13 protein-coding genes are annotated in these 19,642 nt (G+C 36.0%); 1 reads left to right on the top strand and 12 read right to left on the bottom strand.

The window, feature by feature from the left end:
• Positions 1-24 precede the first annotated feature (24 nt).
• From ACFEMA_RS06865 to msrB, 8 genes are all read right to left on the bottom strand, one after another.
• Positions 25-3,738 carry a metallophosphoesterase gene (locus tag ACFEMA_RS06865; protein WP_411767332.1) on the bottom strand — a complete coding sequence of 1,238 codons (3,714 nt, stop codon included), beginning with the start codon at positions 3,736-3,738 and terminating at the stop codon, positions 25-27.
• Positions 3,739-3,816: 78 nt separating this feature from the next.
• Entirely contained in the window at positions 3,817-4,755 is a 939-nt protein-coding gene (locus ACFEMA_RS06860; RefSeq protein ID WP_411767331.1) for an L-histidine N(alpha)-methyltransferase, read from the bottom strand.
• A gap of 1 nt (position 4,756) precedes the next feature.
• Positions 4,757-5,926 carry an ergothioneine biosynthesis protein EgtB gene (gene egtB / locus ACFEMA_RS06855; protein ID WP_411767330.1) on the bottom strand — a complete coding sequence of 390 codons (1,170 nt, stop codon included), beginning with the start codon at positions 5,924-5,926 and terminating at the stop codon, positions 4,757-4,759.
• A 2-nt stretch (positions 5,927-5,928) separates the two neighbouring features.
• The gene (locus ACFEMA_RS06850; RefSeq protein WP_411767329.1) at positions 5,929-7,146 is read right to left on the bottom strand and encodes an alpha/beta fold hydrolase; all 1,218 of its coding nucleotides are present in this window, start codon (positions 7,144-7,146) and stop codon (positions 5,929-5,931) included.
• A 3-nt stretch (positions 7,147-7,149) separates the two neighbouring features.
• Positions 7,150-7,431, bottom strand: a complete 282-nt coding sequence (locus ACFEMA_RS06845; protein ID WP_411767328.1) for a DUF427 domain-containing protein — start codon at positions 7,429-7,431, stop codon at positions 7,150-7,152.
• Between the two features lie 33 nt (positions 7,432-7,464).
• The gene (locus ACFEMA_RS06840; RefSeq protein WP_411767327.1) at positions 7,465-9,027 is read right to left on the bottom strand and encodes a protein adenylyltransferase SelO; all 1,563 of its coding nucleotides are present in this window, start codon (positions 9,025-9,027) and stop codon (positions 7,465-7,467) included.
• Positions 9,028-9,567 (bottom strand): peptide-methionine (S)-S-oxide reductase MsrA, encoded by a 540-nt coding sequence (gene msrA, locus ACFEMA_RS06835; protein ID WP_411767326.1) that lies wholly within the window; start codon positions 9,565-9,567, stop codon positions 9,028-9,030. It abuts the gene before it with no gap.
• Positions 9,560-10,012 (bottom strand): peptide-methionine (R)-S-oxide reductase MsrB, encoded by a 453-nt coding sequence (gene msrB, locus ACFEMA_RS06830; protein ID WP_411767325.1) that lies wholly within the window; start codon positions 10,010-10,012, stop codon positions 9,560-9,562. The genes msrA and msrB overlap by 8 nt, the downstream gene beginning before the upstream one ends.
• A gap of 167 nt (positions 10,013-10,179) precedes the next feature.
• On the opposite strand from msrB, the gene ACFEMA_RS06825 reads away from it, so the two are divergent.
• Complete coding sequence (locus ACFEMA_RS06825) at positions 10,180-11,463, top strand: Pycsar system effector family protein (protein WP_411767324.1); 1,284 nt, start codon at positions 10,180-10,182, stop codon at positions 11,461-11,463.
• On the opposite strand, the gene ACFEMA_RS06820 is transcribed toward ACFEMA_RS06825, so the two are convergent.
• From ACFEMA_RS06820 to ACFEMA_RS06805, 4 genes are all read right to left on the bottom strand, one after another.
• A complete protein-coding gene (locus ACFEMA_RS06820; protein WP_411767323.1) occupies positions 11,453-13,831 on the bottom strand; it encodes a GAF domain-containing protein in 2,379 nt (792 codons plus the stop codon). The two genes, ACFEMA_RS06825 and ACFEMA_RS06820, sit on opposite strands and share 11 nt — an antisense overlap.
• Before the next feature lie 85 nt (positions 13,832-13,916).
• Positions 13,917-16,019 carry a glycoside hydrolase family 97 protein gene (locus ACFEMA_RS06815; RefSeq protein WP_411767322.1) on the bottom strand — a complete coding sequence of 701 codons (2,103 nt, stop codon included), beginning with the start codon at positions 16,017-16,019 and terminating at the stop codon, positions 13,917-13,919.
• A 62-nt stretch (positions 16,020-16,081) separates the two neighbouring features.
• Positions 16,082-17,749 carry an alpha-amylase family glycosyl hydrolase gene (locus ACFEMA_RS06810; RefSeq protein ID WP_411767320.1) on the bottom strand — a complete coding sequence of 556 codons (1,668 nt, stop codon included), beginning with the start codon at positions 17,747-17,749 and terminating at the stop codon, positions 16,082-16,084.
• On the bottom strand, positions 17,746-19,638 hold the full coding sequence (locus tag ACFEMA_RS06805; protein WP_411767319.1) for an alpha-amylase family glycosyl hydrolase: 1,893 nt from the start codon (positions 19,636-19,638) through the stop codon (positions 17,746-17,748). Before ACFEMA_RS06805 ends, ACFEMA_RS06810 begins: the two co-directional genes overlap by 4 nt.
• Positions 19,639-19,642: the final 4 nt, after the last annotated feature.

The raw sequence follows: 19,642 nt of genomic DNA, 5'->3' as shown, positions 1-19,642 counted from the left end.
TCTTTAGATATGTTTTCATAAAACTTAGAAATTAAGACCAAAACCAAATGAAAACCTAAGCCCGTCTTCGCCATTAAAAAAGTTAAATGTACCTGCTATACTATTTGCTGCTGCAACCCAAAATCCACCACCATAGTCATTATGCCATTTTTTAGAAAAATCACCTTTATTCCAAACTCTCCCAACATCTGCACCTGTAAATATCCCAATCTGTACCGGGAACCATTTAGTTTTAAAGCTCTCAAAAGCATATCTTATATCAGCTCTTCCAACCAGTGAATTTTTACCAGTAAAGCGTTCTGTCCTGTAACCACGTAAACCTGCACCATCGCCAATATTAGCAGCCTGATAAAATAAAAAATCGTTACCAAATCTAATTTGGGTCCAGAGATCTGTTTTTAAGACCAATTTTCTATTTCTGTTAAGAGCATTAAAAAAACCTAAATGCGCATTAGTGTATGCATAGGTTCTCTTATAATCTTTTAACTCTGTTTTTAGGCCTCCTGCGATATTAAAATCCATACCTCTCGTCGTCTCAATCTCATCATCCGCACTATGATAATTATAATCCCCTTGAAAGCCTGCAAAATAACGTCTTGCATAAAATTCTTCATTAGGTGATGGTACAAAATCAGTGATAAACCTATTGTCTGTATCGTCTACTTCAATAGCCTGAAGCATTAATTTCATCCCATAGTCACTACCAAAACTAGACTCTTTCAGTAAGCCCAAATCAACCTCAAAAATGCTCATTTTAACACGGTTAAAATCAAAATCCAATTCATCATCATTATTTACCGTCTCATTTCCAAAGCCAAAAAAGTTCCTTGAAAAGTTTTTACTTGTGAATTTAGCTCCGGCTTTAAAATTCCAATCTCCAATAAAATGGGCAAACTCCCCTTGGTAATTCAGCTCATACCCACCTACTGCAAAATAGTAACCTCCATTAAAACGGTGTTCTTGAGAAAAAGGGTTTCTTTCAAATCCTTTTTTGGTAACATGAAATGCAACACCTAGCTTAAACCCATCATCTGGATTAAAACCAATGCTCGGTGTTATTAACCCTCCTTTTTTAATATGTTTTTGAAAGTCGTATAAATTAGAATTGTAATCATCCGTTAATTTAATATGACCCCCTTCATTTTTTTCAATCGTATTTGGTTTTGATTTGTGATCGTACACCTTGATTGCCCTTCCTTCGTTAATGATATATCTATCATTATTCTGTCCTCCAATTATTCGAATATAGATTGGATTGTCTCCCTTTCCATTAACTTCAAAAACATCATCATCATCAAGTCCATATACCCATATTTCGTTGGTTCTATCTTTATTATATGTTCTATCTACCAAAACCTCACCTTTTTCTCCATCTTTTATTCTGGCAATGTTTATATGGGTTTCTTTGTTCCCAGTTCTTGTGATTGTAAAATAATCATCTTTATCAGTTCCTGTAAGGATAATCAGCTCATCTAGATAGGCAGAATAACGTTCAGCTATATCCAACAAATTACCGCGTCTCGCTTTAAGCTTTGACTTAATATCTAATAATGTTTCATCTTGAATTTCCTCTGGGACGTCATCAAAAGCATCATCTATAACGTCATCTGTTATCCATTCTTGAAGATGTTTGGCTTGCTCGAGCCAAACGGATTCATCGGACTGTTGAATCAGCGCTAAATCTAATTTATGTCCAGCACTGTTCATCCAGCGAATGTTTTTCAACTCCCCATCATAAACTTGAAGTTGTTTTGTGGAGCTCGAAATATTTCTCCCCAAATCGAGTAAAGCTCCATCAAAATTTGAAAATACTTGATCCCTATCTCTGGGGATTGGCTTATACAAATTATCACCATTTGGAAGATCGAATTGTGCCCAACGCCATTGGTCTTGGTGCCTATCCCAATCTCCAATCAACATATCAAAAAGCCTAGATCTTATGTATTGTTCTTCGTCAATCTTGTGCTTTTCATCCTCCCTTATTTTGGCAATAATATCGTGTGTACTTTCAATATCATCTGCATATCCAAAATTACGCTCTCCTTCATAATTATCCTCAGGACGTTCTTCTATCATATAGAGTTCATCTCCGTATTCCAGATTATAATCACCAAGTTCTTTATGCTTTGGGATATAAAAGATTTTGGGGTTGGTATGGAATAGCCTAGCAGCATTCGCTAAATCCGGAATAACCATAAATGCATAAGGATGGGCAGCTGTATAAAAATCTAAAATAATATCTTCAACAACGGTTTCATCATATTCATCCTTAATATAAGTGTCCTTGAAAACAACGGTTTGAATATATTGTGTAGCACTTTTACGAAGCGCCCTCATATTTAGCTCCCTTCCATCTTTGTGTTTTAACCGCAGTGATTTAGTTTGATGTCCTCCACCTGCTCTTACCACTTCAAGACCACCATACAACGTGTCTAAAGTTGCTACTTTGGCCTTAATTTTTCTGCTATAAATATCCCTGTAGTTTTCCCCCCAAACAAATTGATAAAATCCTGATTTATCAGTCTCTTCTTTAGTATAAATAGAGGCTTCAATTTCTTGAGGGAAGCTGTCTGGCAAAGACGAAATATTATAATTGGTTTTTAAAGGTTCAACCACTTTACGGGTATACATTACTTCTGGCACACCATTTACTGCACTAAAATATTGCACCCAAGAACTACCGTCCATAAAAACAATAAGCTTAGCAAATCCCTGGCCACCATACACAAATTGACCTGTTTTACTCAATGCTGCAAACGACTCTTTAGCACCAGAGCCAGACACCACTTGTTTAACACGCCCTGCTTCATTGTATTGTAATGTATGTTCGTGACCAGAAACCAAAACCAATCGATCTGATGCTACAACCAATGTCTCTAGCCGTTTCATTAATTTATTATAGCGCTCATTGTATCTATCCTGGATAGAAACACCACCCTGTGTTCTTATTTGTGCAGTTAATGAAGCCAAGATTGGCATCGGTATTTTTTTCTGTAATGGGTATAAATGCTTTGCTGCAGCAAACTCACCACCATGTGTTCCGTTGGTGTACATTGGATGATGCATAGCAAACACAATTGTTTTGTCTCCAGATTTTTTTATCTCCCCTGCAATCTCTAAAAATAAACGCTCCCTTGTCTTTATTTCACACTCGTCATTCATGGTAGGGTGATTCCCCCAATCCTCCAAATACCACTGAGAATCAATAATAATAAGGTTTATGGTCTCACTCACTTCAACAACTTTTAGCGGGCAACCGTCTTCAGGTAAAAATGTGTTTTTACCTAGAGCATCTTCAATATACTTTTCCTGTCGTTCTACTCCTTCTAATCCTCCGGCATACCAATCGTGATTCCCAGGGATAAAAACAGTTTTTCCCTTAAAGCCCTCTAAGGATTTTACTTGCGCATCTAAAGCGTTTACAGCTTCAGCTCTACCTTCGTCACCTTTAGCCGGTAAGCCGTCAGGATAGATATTATCACCCAGAAATAACGTGTAGTTTTCTTCTGTAGTTTTTTCCGTTTTTATGTGTGCATTGAATGCTTTTAAGGCATCTGACATACCTCCCATCGGAGACTTGCCTGCGTCACCAACCAAATAAAAAATATTATCAATCTCCTTAGAGGGTAAGACATTTTGTTTTTCTTCTTCCTTAGCATATTGAGCTTCGAAAGTTGCACAAGAATGGATAAAAAGAATAAAAATTAAATAGAGGAAATATCTGTAAGAAAAACGCATAGAAAAACATTAAGAAGCAAAGCAAATTGTTTTTGCTGAGATCATTTAACTGTATTGCTAAAGATATTAATTCTTAAACTATTTTTCCCAGAGGCTATCCGTAAAATAATGCTTACAATCTAAAAAATTGGTATTAACTATAAATCCGGATGATTTAGCCAGACTTTCAATTTCTTGTAGCCCGTATTTTTTCGACAATTCTGTCCAAATAAGTTCATTGTAATCTAAATCGATAGTAATGTCTAATTTTGATAATCTTACTTTTTGAGCCCTTAAACTCACTAAATAACTCTTTACTTCACCTGTTTCTGGGTTATAATGGCAATAAAAATCAAAATCATCTATCTTAAAATCAGCACCTAACTCTCTATTCATTCTCAACAACAGGTTAAGATTAAATCGTTTGGTAATGCCATGTGGGTCAAAATAAGCTTTATGAATAATGAGTGGATTTTTCTTTAAATCAATACCGATTAAGAGCTTGTCCCCTCTATTCATGTTTTTATAGAACAATTTTAAAAGGTCAAAAGCTTTTTTATTAGGATAATTACCAATATTTCCGCCCAAAAAGAGGAGTAAATTAGGCACATCTGCTTTTTTATAAGCTTTCAGAATTTTAAAATAATCTCCTACTTGAGGTTTAATTTTTAATTCTGGAAGTCTTTCACTTAACCTCTTGGTCAATGATTCAATAGCTTTTTTTGAAATATCTATCGGTACATAATTGAATTCAATGCCTTCCCCTACTAAGAATTCGAGTAACTTAAATGTCTTAAATCCATCTCCAGGACCGAGCTCTAAAATATTAAAGGTAGAAGAAAATTTAAGGGAATCAAAAATCTGTTTTGCCTGTAACGATAAAATTTCGAACTCAGCATCGGTTGGATAATACTCAGGCATTTTCATTATTTCCTGAAAAATGCGACTGCCATTATCATCGTAAAAATACTTGGAGGATAAATATTTGTGTGTTGCCGTAAGACCGGCTCGAACATCTTCTGCGAAGGAATTATCCATACTATTGGGCCAATCTAATTCCTGCAAATTGCCATCTCATATTTGGATGAAAAAAATTGCGATATGTTGGTCTACTATGTCCTTTTGCAGTAGCTACTGAAGCTCCTCTCAATACCATTTGATTTACCATAAATTTTCCATTGTATTCCCCCAATGCCCCTTCAGCTGTTTTAAAATTTGGATACGGCAGATAGGCGCTATTGGTCCATTCCCACAACTGTCCATAATCAATATGTTTTGAAGCAACCTCCCATTCAAATTCAGTAGGTAAACGCATGCCTTTCCATTGTGCAAAGGCAGACGCCTCGTAAAAACTAATATGATTAACCGGTTTATTTGGTTCTAACTCTTTTAACCCTTCTAATGTGTAAATTTTATAACCTGTTTTGGTTTTGTGCCAATACATCGGAGCTTTAATTTTATTGACTTGAATGAACTCCCAACCGTCAGCATGCCACAAGTTAAAATTTGAATAACCATCATCCTCAATGAATTCTAAATATTCTTGATTTGTAACTAATCTATTTGCAATTTTAAAGTCATGAATGTATGTTTTATGGACTTCCAATTCATTATCAAAGCAAAATCCATTTCCTTTATGCCCAATCTCGTAAACACCTTCTTCGAAACTTTCAAAACCTAAGGGTTCCAGTTCATCCTTTAAACAAGCTTGATTATTTAGCGTAGTGAAAGAAGGTTGATGTCCAAAAATATATTTAATGTCATAAATCAACAATTCCTGATGCTGCTGCTCGTGTTGCAATCCAATTTCAATAGTATCAATAATCTCTTGAGACAAATCTTCTGAAATAAATTCAGATAACTGCTCCGAAACATATTCTCTGTAGCTAAGAATTTCATTTAAAACTGGCCGAGTCATTAGCCCTCTGTTTGGGCGCAAAACCCGATCACCTACATTGTTGTAATAACTATTAAAATAGTATGAAAAATCGGCGTTATAAATCTTATAATTCGGTTTGTATTTAGAAAGCACAAACTCTTCAAAAAACCAAGTGGTGTGTGCCAAATGCCATTTTGGTGGTGAGACAAAATCAACAGGTTGAATGACGGTGTCCTCTGGCTTTAACGAATGGCAAATCTCTTCTGTGCGCGAGCGACTATTTAAAACCCTCTCTTTTAAAGACGTTTTATTTAAGGTAAGTGTCTGCAAAATTAGTCTTCTATAATTTCTGTTGAAAATTTAACTTCACTTGCAAGCGTTTTATGCACAGGACAACGTGAAGCAATATCTTTTAACTTTTCTACCTGTGCAGCCTCTAAGTTACCAACAAATTTTAATTTTTTGGTAATGAAATCAATCTTTTTCGAAGATTCTGACTCAGCATCTTCAGAATGTTTTTTTGAATGCGATGTATAAACCAAGACTTCTTTTAAGTCCCATTTTTTTCTTTCAGCGTACATTTTTAAGGTCATTGCCGTGCATGCGACAAGTCCCGCATTTAATAATTCATAAGGTGAAGGTCCAAAATCATTACCGCCTACAGATGCAGGTTCATCAGCAATTAAATCGTGTGTTTTTGTTTGAATGGTCGTTGTAAAATCATCTTCAACTATGTTAAGGTGCCCAACGACTTGCTCTCCCTGTGGATCTAACATTTTATGCTCCTCAATCGGAAAATAGCGCTTTACCCAAGTCCCTATAACATCCCCTACGTACTGACTATCTTCTGATTTACTTAATAAATGGTCTGCCTGATCTAAGGTGATAAAACTCTTTGGATGGTGGGCTTTTTTATAAATATTTTCTGCATTTTTTATACCAACAATGGTATCGACCGGAGAATGTAAAATCAATAAAGGCTTTCTTAAGTTTTCAATTATAGACGGTAAGTCTGTTTCCTCTAGTTCTTTTATAAAATTACCATCGATTGCAAATGGGCGACCACCAATGTTCACTTTCGCTGTATCATTCTCTTCTAAACCATCAATCTGATCCGAAAACAAATGTTTAACGTGGTCCACTGTAGCAGGAGCTCCAATTGTGGCAACCGCCTTAATATCTTCTAATTTCGATGCTGCTACCAAAACCGCCGCTCCACCTAATGAATGTCCAACCAGTAATTTTGGGGCTTGGTAATTTTCAACCATGTAGTGATGAACATCAATCAAGTCCTGAACATTGGCTGAGAAATGGCTATCCTTAAATTCCCCTTCGCTTCGGCCAAGGCCTGTGAAATCGAATCGTAAGACCCCAAAACCATCTTGAGTCAATGCTCTAGAAATATTTCTAACAGCAGACAAACTACTACTACAGGTAAAGCAATGCGCAAATATGGCATAATGAGATGGTTTTTGGTTCGCAGGCAACTCTAATTGCGCATGCAACTCAACCCCTTTACTATTCTCAATTTTTAATTTTGAACTTTTCATATCCTATTCTATTACTTCAACTCCTTTCCAAAAGGCAACGTGATTCTTAATGCCTTTTGCCAATTCTGAGACTTCTGGATAATACCACGCAGCATCTTTGTTTTCCTCTCCATTAACTTCTACTGTATAATAATGAGCTTCGCCTTTCCAAGGACATGTGGTATGAGTTTCACTGGATTTGAAATATTCTGATTTTATACTTTCATGGGGGAAGTAATGATTCCTTTCTATGACAATGGTTTCATCACTTTCGGCTATTACTGTATTATTCCAAATGGCTTTCATAATTTATAAGCTTTTATTGATTATAATTTTTTATTAGGAGCTACAAGATAACATTGAGCAGCCTACTTTATGCCTTGCCCACTCAGGTCGTTTAGCGAACCATTTTTTAAATTTTGGTTGTTCATCGTAAGGTTTTTTCAACACACTGTAAAGTTCATCAAGGACACTATAATCACCATTGTCAGCAGCATCAATAGCCAATTGTGCCATGTAATTCCGTAAAACGTATTTTGGGTTTACCTTGTTCATTTCAATCTGTCTTTCTGAATCGTTCAAACTCTCATTTTTAAGCCTTTGGTTATAGTCTTTAAACCATTGTTGCCATTGACTTTTTATAGTCTCAGAAAGTTCTTCTGGTTTATAAAAACTATCTGAAACAATCTCTAAAGCGTTTTCAGATTTCCCTTTTTTAAATTGGGACAATAATCTAAAAAACAAGGTCATATCTGTTTCGGTTAGCAACAAACACTCTTCAAGTCTTTCCATGAGATTTTGGTCTTCATTTTCTTTATTTATTAAGCCTAATTTTGAACGCATCATTTTTATAGATTGCTCTTCAAATTGTGATGAAAACTCTTGAAGAATGTCCTCTAGGGGCTTAGTCTCTTCAATAAGCGGGTAAAGTGCATTGGCTAGTTGCATTAAGTTCCAAAGTGCAATGTTAGGCTGGTTCCCAAAACGATACCGTTTATTTTGAGCATCCGTTGTGTTAGGTGTCCAACCAAAATCAAACCCCTCTAACCAACCGTATGGACCATAATCAATGGTCAATCCCAGAATGGACATATTATCTGTATTCATTACTCCATGGACAAATCCTACACGCTGCCAATGAATGACCATCTCTAGAGTCTTGCTGGTCACCGCTCTAAAAAATTCGATATAGGTTTCTTTGGAAGATTCTCCTAACTCTGGATAAAAATGTCTTATTGTATAATCGGTTAATATTTTGAGGTTCTTGTGGTCTTTTCGGGCAGCAAACAATTCAAAATTTCCGAAACGGATAAAACTAGGTGCCACACGAGTAACGACAGCTCCTTTTTCATAAGCAGCATTGCCGTCGTAAAGCATGTCTCTTAAGACATCATCACCTGTTAGCATTAATGACAAAGCGCGTGTTGTAGGTATTCCTAAATGATACATCGCCTCACTACATAGATACTCCCGGATTGAAGATCGTAGCACCGCTAGACCATCACCCTGGCGAGAATATGGTGTTTCTCCCGCACCTTTTAATTGAATCACCCAACGTTTTTGGTCATTTATAACCTCAAATAAGTTAATGGCTCTTCCATCACCTAATTGCCCTGCCCAGTTTCCGAACTGATGCCCAGCATACGCCATGGCATAGGGCTTTGTGTTAGGGTATATCTTTTTTCCTGAAAAAACATCTAAAAACTCTTGAGACATTGCGTCCTTTGAAGTTAAACCTAAAGCATTGAGCATAGTCTCTGAAACATGAACCAGTTTCGGATGTGTTGGTACCTTTGGTGTAACATAAGAATGGGTTGCCTCAAATACCTGCCGTCTATGATTATCTAACACATCATCTGAAGGTAATTGCTCTATAAAAGTATTACTGAAATTAAATTCCATCTAAGAACCCTTTAATTTATCTGCATATAGTTTTCTGAGCTTTCTCAACTTTGGATCTATGACAAACGTGCAATAGCCTGCTGTTTGGTTACGTTGATAATAATCTTGATGCTCTTGTTCTGCTTCAAAAAACTCTGGTAATGGACTTACTTCTGTTACGATTTTATCATCATAATATGGATTGAGCTCCTTTAAAACCGTATCGGCTACTTCTTTTTGATCCTCATTATGATAAAAAATAACAGATCGGTATTGAGTGCCTCTGTCCGCACCTTGCCTGTTTAAAGTCGTTGGATCGTGTGTTGTCATAAAAATAATAAGTATCTCTTCATAAGAGATTACATTTGCATCATATTCTATTTGAATGACCTCTGCATGACCTGTTAATCCTGAACATATTTCTCTGTATGTCGGTCTTCCAGGGACATTGCCACCTGCATAACCAGATATCACTTTTTCAACACCTTTAACCTCTTGAAATACTGCTTCCGTACACCAAAAACAGCCACCTCCTAAAGTTGCAGTTTGTATATTAGACATTTACTTTTTGGATTTTAATAGCCTCAGAATTAACACAATACCTTAATCCACTTGGCTCTGGTCCATCCGGAAATACATGCCCCAAATGAGCGTCGCAAGTGTTACAAAGTATTTCTACCCTTACCATACCCAAAGTTGTATCCTTTAAATACTTAATAGCATTTTCTTTTATTGGCTGTGTAAAACTCGGCCAGCCAGAATTACTGTTGTATTTAATAGTTGAATCGAACAGCTTTGTATCGCAGCAGACACAGCTATAAATACCAGCATCATGAGTGCTGCAGAGTGCACCACTATGTGGAGCTTCCGTTCCTTTTTGTCTTGTGATTCTATATTGCTCTGGAGTTAATTGCTCTCTCCATTGCTCCTCAGATTTTTCAATTCTTTGATCTGGTTCTGGATTGCCATTTACAGCAAAATCCATTATGTGTTTCCAATTTAGCATTTGTAAATTACTTATTTATATGAAGCAAAAATTTAGTCGATAAGACGATTGTTTTCTTACATTTGGTTTAGCTTTGAAGTTACGATATATGCTTAATGGAAAGCACTAACAAAATGTTAAGTCTTCAATTTTTCGTATTTTCGGTATCATAATAAATATAACAATCCATGTCTAAATCTCTTCTTAAAGATACCCAATCTTTTGTTTTTGATCTTTTCAAAAACGAATTAGATGCGTCTTTTTTGTATCACAATTACAAGCATACGGAACGTGTTTTTAAAAGTACTGAAGAAATCATTGAAGGGTCGGACGTTTCTAAAGAAGACCAATTGGTATTACAATTAGCGGCATGGCTGCATGACACCGGTTATACCAAAGGCTGGGAAAACCATGAGGAGGAAAGTGTAAAAATTGCAGAAGCGTTTTTAAAAGAAAAAGAGGTTGATGACAAAGTCATTAAAAAAGTTTCAGACGTTATTATGGCCACTCGCTTTAATAAACCTCCTGAAAACAAATTAGAGCGTATTATTAGAGATGCCGATGCTTCGCATTTTGGGAAAGACTATTTTCAGGAGGCAAGTGAGTTTTTAAGAAAGGAACTAGAAATACAAGGGCGAAATTCTTACTCAGCCCAAGATTGGCGAGCAGAAAACATAAACGTATTAACTTCAAAACATAAGTTTTACACAGATTATGCCTTAAAAAATTGGCAAAAGCAAAAAGATAAAAACCTCTCTAAGCTTTTAGGCAAAAAGAAAAAACGCAAGAAGAAACTTAAAAAAGAAGAGCTTAAGGCAAAATACAAAGCACAGTATAAGAACGATAGCCCAGAACGGGGGATACAAACGTTTTACAGGGTTGCCTTGAGAAATCATATTAAATTAAGTGATATTGCGGATACAAAAGCTAACATTCTACTTTCAGTAAATGCCATTATTGTATCATTAGTCTTAGCAAATTTAATTTCTAAATTAGACACAAACCCTTATTTATTATATCCGACAGCCATCTTTACATTCTCTAGTGTGGTCTCTATGATATTATCTGTAATTGCTACACGCCCAAACGTTACTAGTGGAGAGTTCACAAAAGAAGATGTAAAAAACAAAAAGGTAAACCTTACCTTTTTTGGAAACTTCCACAAAATGCCATACGAAGATTACAGATGGGCTATCAATGAAATGTTGACAGACAAAAACTACATCTACGACTCATTAACTAAGGATTTATATTTCTTGGGTAAAGTCTTAGAGCGAAAGTATCGCATCTTGAGAATTACCTATACCATTTTTATGGCAGGTATAATTATCTCTGTTTTATCATTTGCTGTAGCTATTAAAACTCAGCCTGAAGCAAGTATTGACGATGTATTACCTGAAGGTGTTAATACAAATACCTCACAAGTATTTATAGAAAAAGATGCTAAAAAGAATGTGTTGGTTATGATTTAATGGTTTCCATTAAATCATCGTACGTATAGTAATCACTATCATCCTTTGAGCTATGGTACAAAATACTAACTCTCAAAGCCTTTAAGCCAGTAACGCCCTGAAGGTCCTCTAGCTCTAAAAATTCAAGATCGGTGTCCAGTGATTTTTTAGACTGTAAAAAACGGATGTAACGTTCATATTCTTGCTCGTCTTCTTTTTGTGAATAGACAATTGTCAATTTACCTTTTTCCGTAATTCTCTCTTCAGTACCTTTTATAAAGGCCTTATCCACTCGTTTTTTAACGACCTCGTACCTGGCATTGTAGGTCCCATCCACATCAAATCGTTTTTCGTCCATTCTAAACCTAATGGATAATGGTTGATTAAAAACCAGTACCATTGAAGCAACATCTAAACCTACTGGGTACTCATGTTGATTTTGATAAAATTCGTTCTCCATTTCGCACATCACCTGCAATTGCCATAATCTTAGGTTATACAAATAAACATCGTTAAAGCTATCGTGCTTGGTAATCGACTCCCCAATATACATGTTGTGCTCAACCCCATCTGTTTTAAAGCGTTCAAAGAAATGTGGGTACATTTTTTGAGCTTCTATCTGCTTGTGGTCTAAAATTGTAGACATGTTTTTATTAATGAGCTTAATAGTATCGTCATAGTGCTTACGATAGAAGTAAATAACGTCTAGCTCATCATCTATCTTGGAGAGATAATCATTTAAATCCTCTTCAATTTCCGTATTGAATTTTGAAGCTACATCTAACACAGGCCTTACATCCTCTCTTAAAAATAAACTGATGCTATGCTCGCTATCTACTTTAAACTCATTTTTTAACGAATCGTTATAGGTTTTGATTTGAAATTTTGTCTGTTCTAATATTGGAAGTTTTTTAACTTCCATCGCCTTATCGATGATTTTTCCAGCCATACTCAGTTGCATGGATAAATCCTTCTGTGTTGCAGTATTCCTTGCATCTGAAGAGCCCTTAACATCAATTTGACCAAATAAAGGATATACATTCTCAAAAGAAATCTTTTTGAATGTCGGCATTTCACCTGGCTCAAACTTAGTTTTTATAAAGTCTTTGGCCTCATCTTTAAATTTCCAATGCACACTAGGATGAATCGAAGTACATTCTTGCTGAATAATAGCCTCAATTAGGTTAGCCTCTTCTCTCCTAGAGCGCTCTACAGCCATAATTACAAATGGCATAACATCTTGCAACTTGTTAGCATTAATGCTATTTAAAGCGCCTTTTTGTTTTGAAACTAACTCCATAACTCCCAATAGGTGATCATTGTTAGCTATTGGTGCCAAGATTGCACTTTTAAAACCTGCTTTCTTTAAAATTTTGTGCTGTGGAGCTTTACCATTGGATTTCTTATAAGCCTTATCGATATCTGCGATAGCAATCAGCTCTTTTTCCTTTAACAGCTTTTTATATGAGTAATCGCACAATGCGCTTGCACATTTATTCTCTTCTGTTCCGTCAGTTAAATAACTATCAATCTTTTCTCCATAAACGGTTTCAAAAGTATCATTTTCCTCATTGTAGACCGAAAAACCAACTTCTATATCATCTATATCATATAATGATCTAAAAGTTTGGTGTAAATCATTTATAAAATCTTGATTTTTCTCTGTAACATCACCTATTAAATTCGATTTGATGTTAGAAATAGACTGATCATCAGTAACATCAACCATATTTGCAATGGCAAAACCTCTAAAATTATAACTAAATGGAGGTATTTTTCTCTTCCATAGTTCAAGGTCTTGGTAATTATCAATCAGTTCTTCATAATCGGACTGAGTGATTTTTGGTGCGTCCTCTGAAGGTTCTATCTCAATAAAATCTGCATTATATAAAATTTTATAATATCGCTTTAAGCCTTTATCATTTGGGATTTCATAGTAGTATGGGCGTTTAAAACTGGTGCCATATCCATAGCAAACATTAAGAATAACCATCCCTGCAATAACGTAAGCGTCATCGTCAGGCATATTTTTAATTTTAAGCTCAAACTCTTTGCCAGCATTATTTAAAATTGACTTGAAGCGCTCTGACTCATTGAAAATGACATTCTGAAAGGGAATCGTTGCTGTTTTAATTTCATTTTCCGTTAAAACCTCACTAAAACAATCTTGAAGAATGAATTGTATTTCGTTCTTTAATTCTTCTAGGTATTTAATATCCGTAAACCCATCTCTTAAAATTGGATTCTCATCGGCAACCCTAATAATTTCCTTGGCCTTTTTGGCCATAAAAGAATCCTGGCTGTCCTTCAAAACTTCATATTTACTGAGAAGTTTGTTAAAGCTCAACTTTACATTTAGTGGTGAATCTATGTTATTTGTAAAATCCAAATCCAGATATTATTTAAGACAAAGTTAGTCAATTAACTTTAAGTCGTTTAAAACAAGACAGACTTACAGTGCCATTGTTACATTTCTAGTCCGTAATTTTTATGAGGCTCATGGCAAAGCCGCCTCCTTCTTTCATATTTACGGTTAATGAGGTATCCTTGGTTCTTGAAATGGTCATTTCTTCTATTTTTATGGCAGTAGGGTTGTTGTCCCAATGTGCATCTTCAGCGTCTTTATACAAAACAGCTTTGTAAGTGGTGTCGTCATCTAGAAAATCAAAATCGATAGTTGCCATTCGTGCGTTTTCGTCTGTAATTCCGCCAATAAACCAATTTCCTGTTCCTCTTTCCTTGCGAGCAATCGTTACATAGTCTCCAACTTCTCCATTGAGAACTTTTGTTTCTTCCCAATCCACACCTACATCCTTTATAAACTGTAATGGTTCTGGGTTGGCTTCATAATGTTCAACTAAGTCGGCTGCCATTTGCACAGGGCTATAAATGACCACATATAAGGCCAATTGTTGGGCTAAAGTTGTATTGACCTGATTGTTTGCCTTATATTCATCAAACTTAATATTAAATATACCTGGCGTAAAATCTATAGGGCCAGATAACATTCTGGTAAAAGCTACTATTGGCAAATGCTCTGGCGGGTTTCCTCCGTCTTCCGCCCACGCATTAAATTCTTGACCCCGCAACCCTTCTCTTGAAATAGTATTTGGGTATGTTCTGCGTAAACCCGTCGCTTTTATAGGCTCGTGTGCATTAATGGCCACTTTGTACTTAGCCGCTTTTTCTACTGTATTATTGTAATGGTTGACCATATATTGTCCGTGATGGTACTCACCCTTCGGTAGAATTTTACCTACATAACCTGTTTTTACGACGTGCATGCCATACTTTTCCATTAAGGCAAAAGCAGAATCTTGTTGTTTTGTATAGGTTTCAGTAGCAGCAGAAGTTTCGTGATGCATTATAATGTCCACCCCTTTTTCTTTACTGTAACGCACTACCTCATCAATATCGTAATCTGGGTAAGTTGTTACAAAATCGAATACGCCTTCTCGGTCTTCAAAACCAATCCAACGTTCCCAACCTGTATTCCAACCTTCGACTAAAACACCACCAATATTGTTTTTTGCTGAAAAATCGATGAAATTCTTAACATTTTCAGTTGTTGCTCCATGTTTTCCGTGCGCTCCGCCTGTATCTGTCCAAGTACTCATATTTTGAGTCATGCCGTAATCCCATGACGATTTTCCTAAATGCATTTCCCACCATACGCCAGTATATTTCATGGGCTTAAACCAAGACACATCACCTAATTTATTTGGTTCATTTAAATTGACAATCAATTTAGATTCAATCAAGGCCGGGGCGTTATCCGTAATTTGAATCGTTCTCCATGGTGTATGGAATGGTAAGGTCCGTTTTACTTTATAATCTGTGTTTTCTGAGCCTACCAGATTACTTTTTAAATTCAAATTTTTAGTGTCCACCTTTAAAGTCATCCCAGAATAGTCCACCAATGCTGCTTCATGAAAACTTAAGTGCACACCATCAGTACCAATCATTGTCACAGGTGTGTTAACAGCATTTTCTGGGATGTAAGTTTGAGCAAGATTTACATGATCTGAATAAGACTTGGCATCAATTTCCGATAATTTTGTTGTGCTATATAAATGTTCATAAATGTCCCAATCTCCAGGAATCCAAAAGGTTTTATAATCTTCGGTGAGGTTAAATTCTGTATGCTCGTCTTTTATCAAAGCTTCATTCCAACCTTGTTGTTCTGGGAATTCATATCTAAAGCCAATACCATCGTCATAGGCTTTAAAAATAATATTTAATTTTCGTTTTAATTCTGAAGCCTCCTCTAATTCAATCTTTAATTCATTGTAATGGTTCACCACTTTGAGCTGCTCACCCCAAGGCATCTGCCAGGTCTCATTAAATTGTGACGTTGAGCTTTTCAATAGTTGTAGGCTATCGGAAATTCTTTCAGTATTGACAAACTCAAATCCTAAGAAGGATGTGTCAACAACTATTTTGTTATTGAACCTTACCGTATAAAAAGCACGCCCTTCTTGATTAAGATCAAAAGCAATTTTAATATTTGAATTTGGAGAAGATACTTCCATAACCTCATCTTCTTTTGTTGCACATGACATTATAAAAAAAGTCATAATACATATTACCAATTTGATTTTCATACTATTTTAATTTTAGTCTTTCTTGATAATTACACCTAATTTTTAAGCTCAAGAAGCACAATGTCAAAGTCTGAATTTAACTTTACTTTTCCCTTGTCAACTTTAGCTGTTACACCAGAATAGGCATCATAAACCATATTTCCATCTTCAAATACTTTAGAGACATCCACGCTCTTTTCGCCTTTTTGAAGTCCTAATCCAACCACTACTATATCTTTGGTATCTTCCATAGTGTAGCTTCTATAAAACACATAGGGACCTTCTGTAATCATTTGATGCACACCCGCACCAACAGCAGGGTGCTTCTCTCTAAATTTACCAAGTTTTTGCCAATGCGTCAATACTTCTTTGGTAGAATCACTATTTGTAATAGCTTCCCAATTCATAAACGAGCGTAAGTTAGCATCACCTACCGCACTATCTACCGCCAATACTCTTGCTGATTCATCCCCATAATAGATCTGTGATGCACCAGGAGTTAATAATAATCTGGTAGCTGCTTCAAAAGGTTTTTTGCGCATAGGGTCAAAAGGCTGACCATCATCGTGGGAGCTCACATAGTTTAAAATACCATAGCCCTTTAAGTTAGAGTTTAAGCTTTTTGAGTAATTACTAAATTGGGTTTCATAATCTTGTTGAGCAGCATTCCATTTCATTTCAAAATTTATAAGGCTATTGAAAGCGTCATCAAAATAATTGACTTTTTTATCACCAAAATCAAATGCCATCCCTGATGAAATGCCATAGTTATATACCTCACCAACCAAATAAAACGGCGTATCATCCAAAACCTTATCAGGATTAGACTCTTTAAACCTTTTAAAAGCAAAGTCACATTCATCTTTAAATTCTTGCCACACAAATTCTTCTGTGTGCTTTACTGTATCCACCCGATACCCGTCAATACCATAATCAGTAATATAATCGGTTAACCATTTCATAATGTAAAAACGAGGTGCTCTTGGGTGACCTGTACGCTCAAAAAAAGCATCAAGTTCCTTAACCTCTTGTTCGTAACGTCCCTCAGCCTTCCATTTTTCGACCAATTGAGGAGGTAGTTCTACGGCTTCATTACTTTCCGTTTTAATGTCTGGCAAGTTTTTAACTAAGGTGCAAGTCACTGTGTTTTCGTAGCTATCATAGGCACATTGAGGCTCTGTCCTTACCCATTCGTTTGGCCAAACAGGGTCCTTTTCAGTTACAGGCCCAGTATGGTTTATTACGGCATCTAACAGTATGCGTATTCCATTATTGTGAGCTGTCTCAACCAATTGTCTTAAGTCTTCAGGAGTTCCGAAATTAGGATCAATGGTCGTCCAATCCTTTGTCCAATAGCCATGAAACCCATAAGATAGACCAGTACCTTCATCTGTGCCTCCATGAATTTGTTCTACAATTGGCGTCATCCATATTGCATTAATCCCTAAATCTGAAAAGTAACCTTCTTTTATTTTCTCCGTAACGCCTTTGATATCCCCACCTTTAAATCCGCGTAATTTTCCAGTCGTTTTTGTTCTATCAAAATTGATATCATTCGACGTATCGCCGTTATTGAATCTATCGGTCAATAAAAAATAGATATTAGCTCCTTCCCAAACAAAATTGGTTTCTGTGGTTTCCTGAATGTCTTGGGCTTCTTTTTTATGATCCGATTTACAAGCGAAAACTAAAACTCCTGAAATGACTAAGATTATTTTTTTCATATTTCAATTTTTAAAATGAACGATTCTAACGGTTTAATATCTATACTTGCTTTAGCCATACCTTTTTCAACTTTTAAAGTGGTTGAATAGTTACCGTACAATTGATCTTTTATTGTGTATTCACCTTCTTGAATATCTAGTTTTGAAACTAAACCGTCTGGTAGTTGTAACTCAAAACTATAGGCATTCTCTCCATTAAAGTTTGAAATAATTATCAATTTTTCATCATCTGACCAACGTACAAAGGACAGCACTTTATCATTATACCCTTCTGTTTTTTCTTGGTTATACGCATGGATATCTTGGTATTTACCCATTAACGCAGAACTATTAATGGTAAAATTTAACAAGCGCTTGTAAAAATCCCTTAACTGTAGTTCTTCTTCTGTAGATTGCCCACCATCAAAATTCTTACCGTTCACCCAGCGCACGACACTAGACACACTTCCGTAGTCGAAAATTGACGTTCTTGTTGGATCTCCAAAGCCTAGATCTTCTTCGGCTTTTTCACCTAATTCTTGTCCAAAATACACCATGGTCGGTGCGGTAGTCGATGTTGCAGACACTACCATTGCCGGTTTTCCTTTAAGCGCATCGCCAGCAAAATCTGGACTAGCAATCCGCTGCTCATCGTGATTCTCTAAAAAATGAAGCATGTGGTGTTCAATATCTTTTAAGTCTTCAAAAATTGGCGGAATATTGTCGGTTTTTCCATGACCTTGCATCACGTGTTTTAGGGTGTCGTACAATTGAACTTTATCATAGAGATAGTCCATTTTCCCTTTTTTGATGTAATCGCGATACAAATGCGGTTGATAAACTTCAGCTAAAAGAAAGGCATCTGGATTCTCCATTTTTATATGCGAATTCATGTAACTCCAAAACTCAACTGGCACCATTTCCGCCATATCAAATCGGAATCCGTCTACTCCTTTAGCTGTCCAATACATAGCAATATCTTTAAACTTCACCCACGAATCAGGCACTACTTTATCACTCCAGTACTCAAAATGTGTTTTGTAATCTTCATTTTCAAAACCATCTGGTAGTTCATCAAAGTCTTTTTGACCTTCTGGAGAAATACCGTAATTGACTTTTACAGTTTCGTACCAGTCATTCATATCTGGTTGGGAAGCTCTTGACCCATTACCTGTCCATTTTGCAGGATGTTCTTCAAACTTTCCATCTGCCATTGGATGATGTTCACCACCAAGTGGTTTGTAACCGTTTTTCCATTCAGGCACTTTAAAAGCTTCTCCTGGGTTGTAATAAAAATTGTTATTAACTGCGTATGTAACGGTTTTATCATCATCTGCTCCGAAATCTGAAGTGCCCTCTGGATTAGTAATACTTTGATAGTTTCGAGCCACATGATTGGGCACTATATCAATAATAACTTTTAAGCCGTTATTATGTGTTCTTTCAATCAATGCTTCAAATTCCTGCAACCTGTTATTAACATCTTCAGCCAAATCGGGATTGACGTTGTAGTAATCCTTAACAGCATAAGGCGAACCAGCTCTTCCTTTTACCACATCTGGGTCATCATTAGAAATACCATAGTCTGTATAATCTGTAATCACATCGTGGTGTGGCACACCAGTGTACCAAATATGTGTCACCCCTAAATCTTTAATTTCAGCCAAAGCTTTATCCGTAAAGTCATTGAATTTACCCACACCATTTTCTTCAAGTGTTCCCCACGGTTTGTTAGTTGTATTAGTGTTGCCAAATAATCGGGTAAAAACTTGATAGACTACTTCTTTTTTCTTCATAGCTTTTTTTACATCTTCTTGATTTAGTAACATTTTTTGTTCTTTTGTGTCGTTTTTACACCCACTTAAGGTCAGTATTGTTACAAATAATATGAAAAGTCTGAAATGTTTCATTTTA

Origin of the sequence: Winogradskyella sp. A3E31, from assembly GCF_046720935.1 — a bacterium.
Classification (GTDB): domain Bacteria; phylum Bacteroidota; class Bacteroidia; order Flavobacteriales; family Flavobacteriaceae; genus Winogradskyella.
Note: the sequence above shows the minus strand (reverse complement) of the source record. Positions and strands in the feature narration are given on the sequence as shown.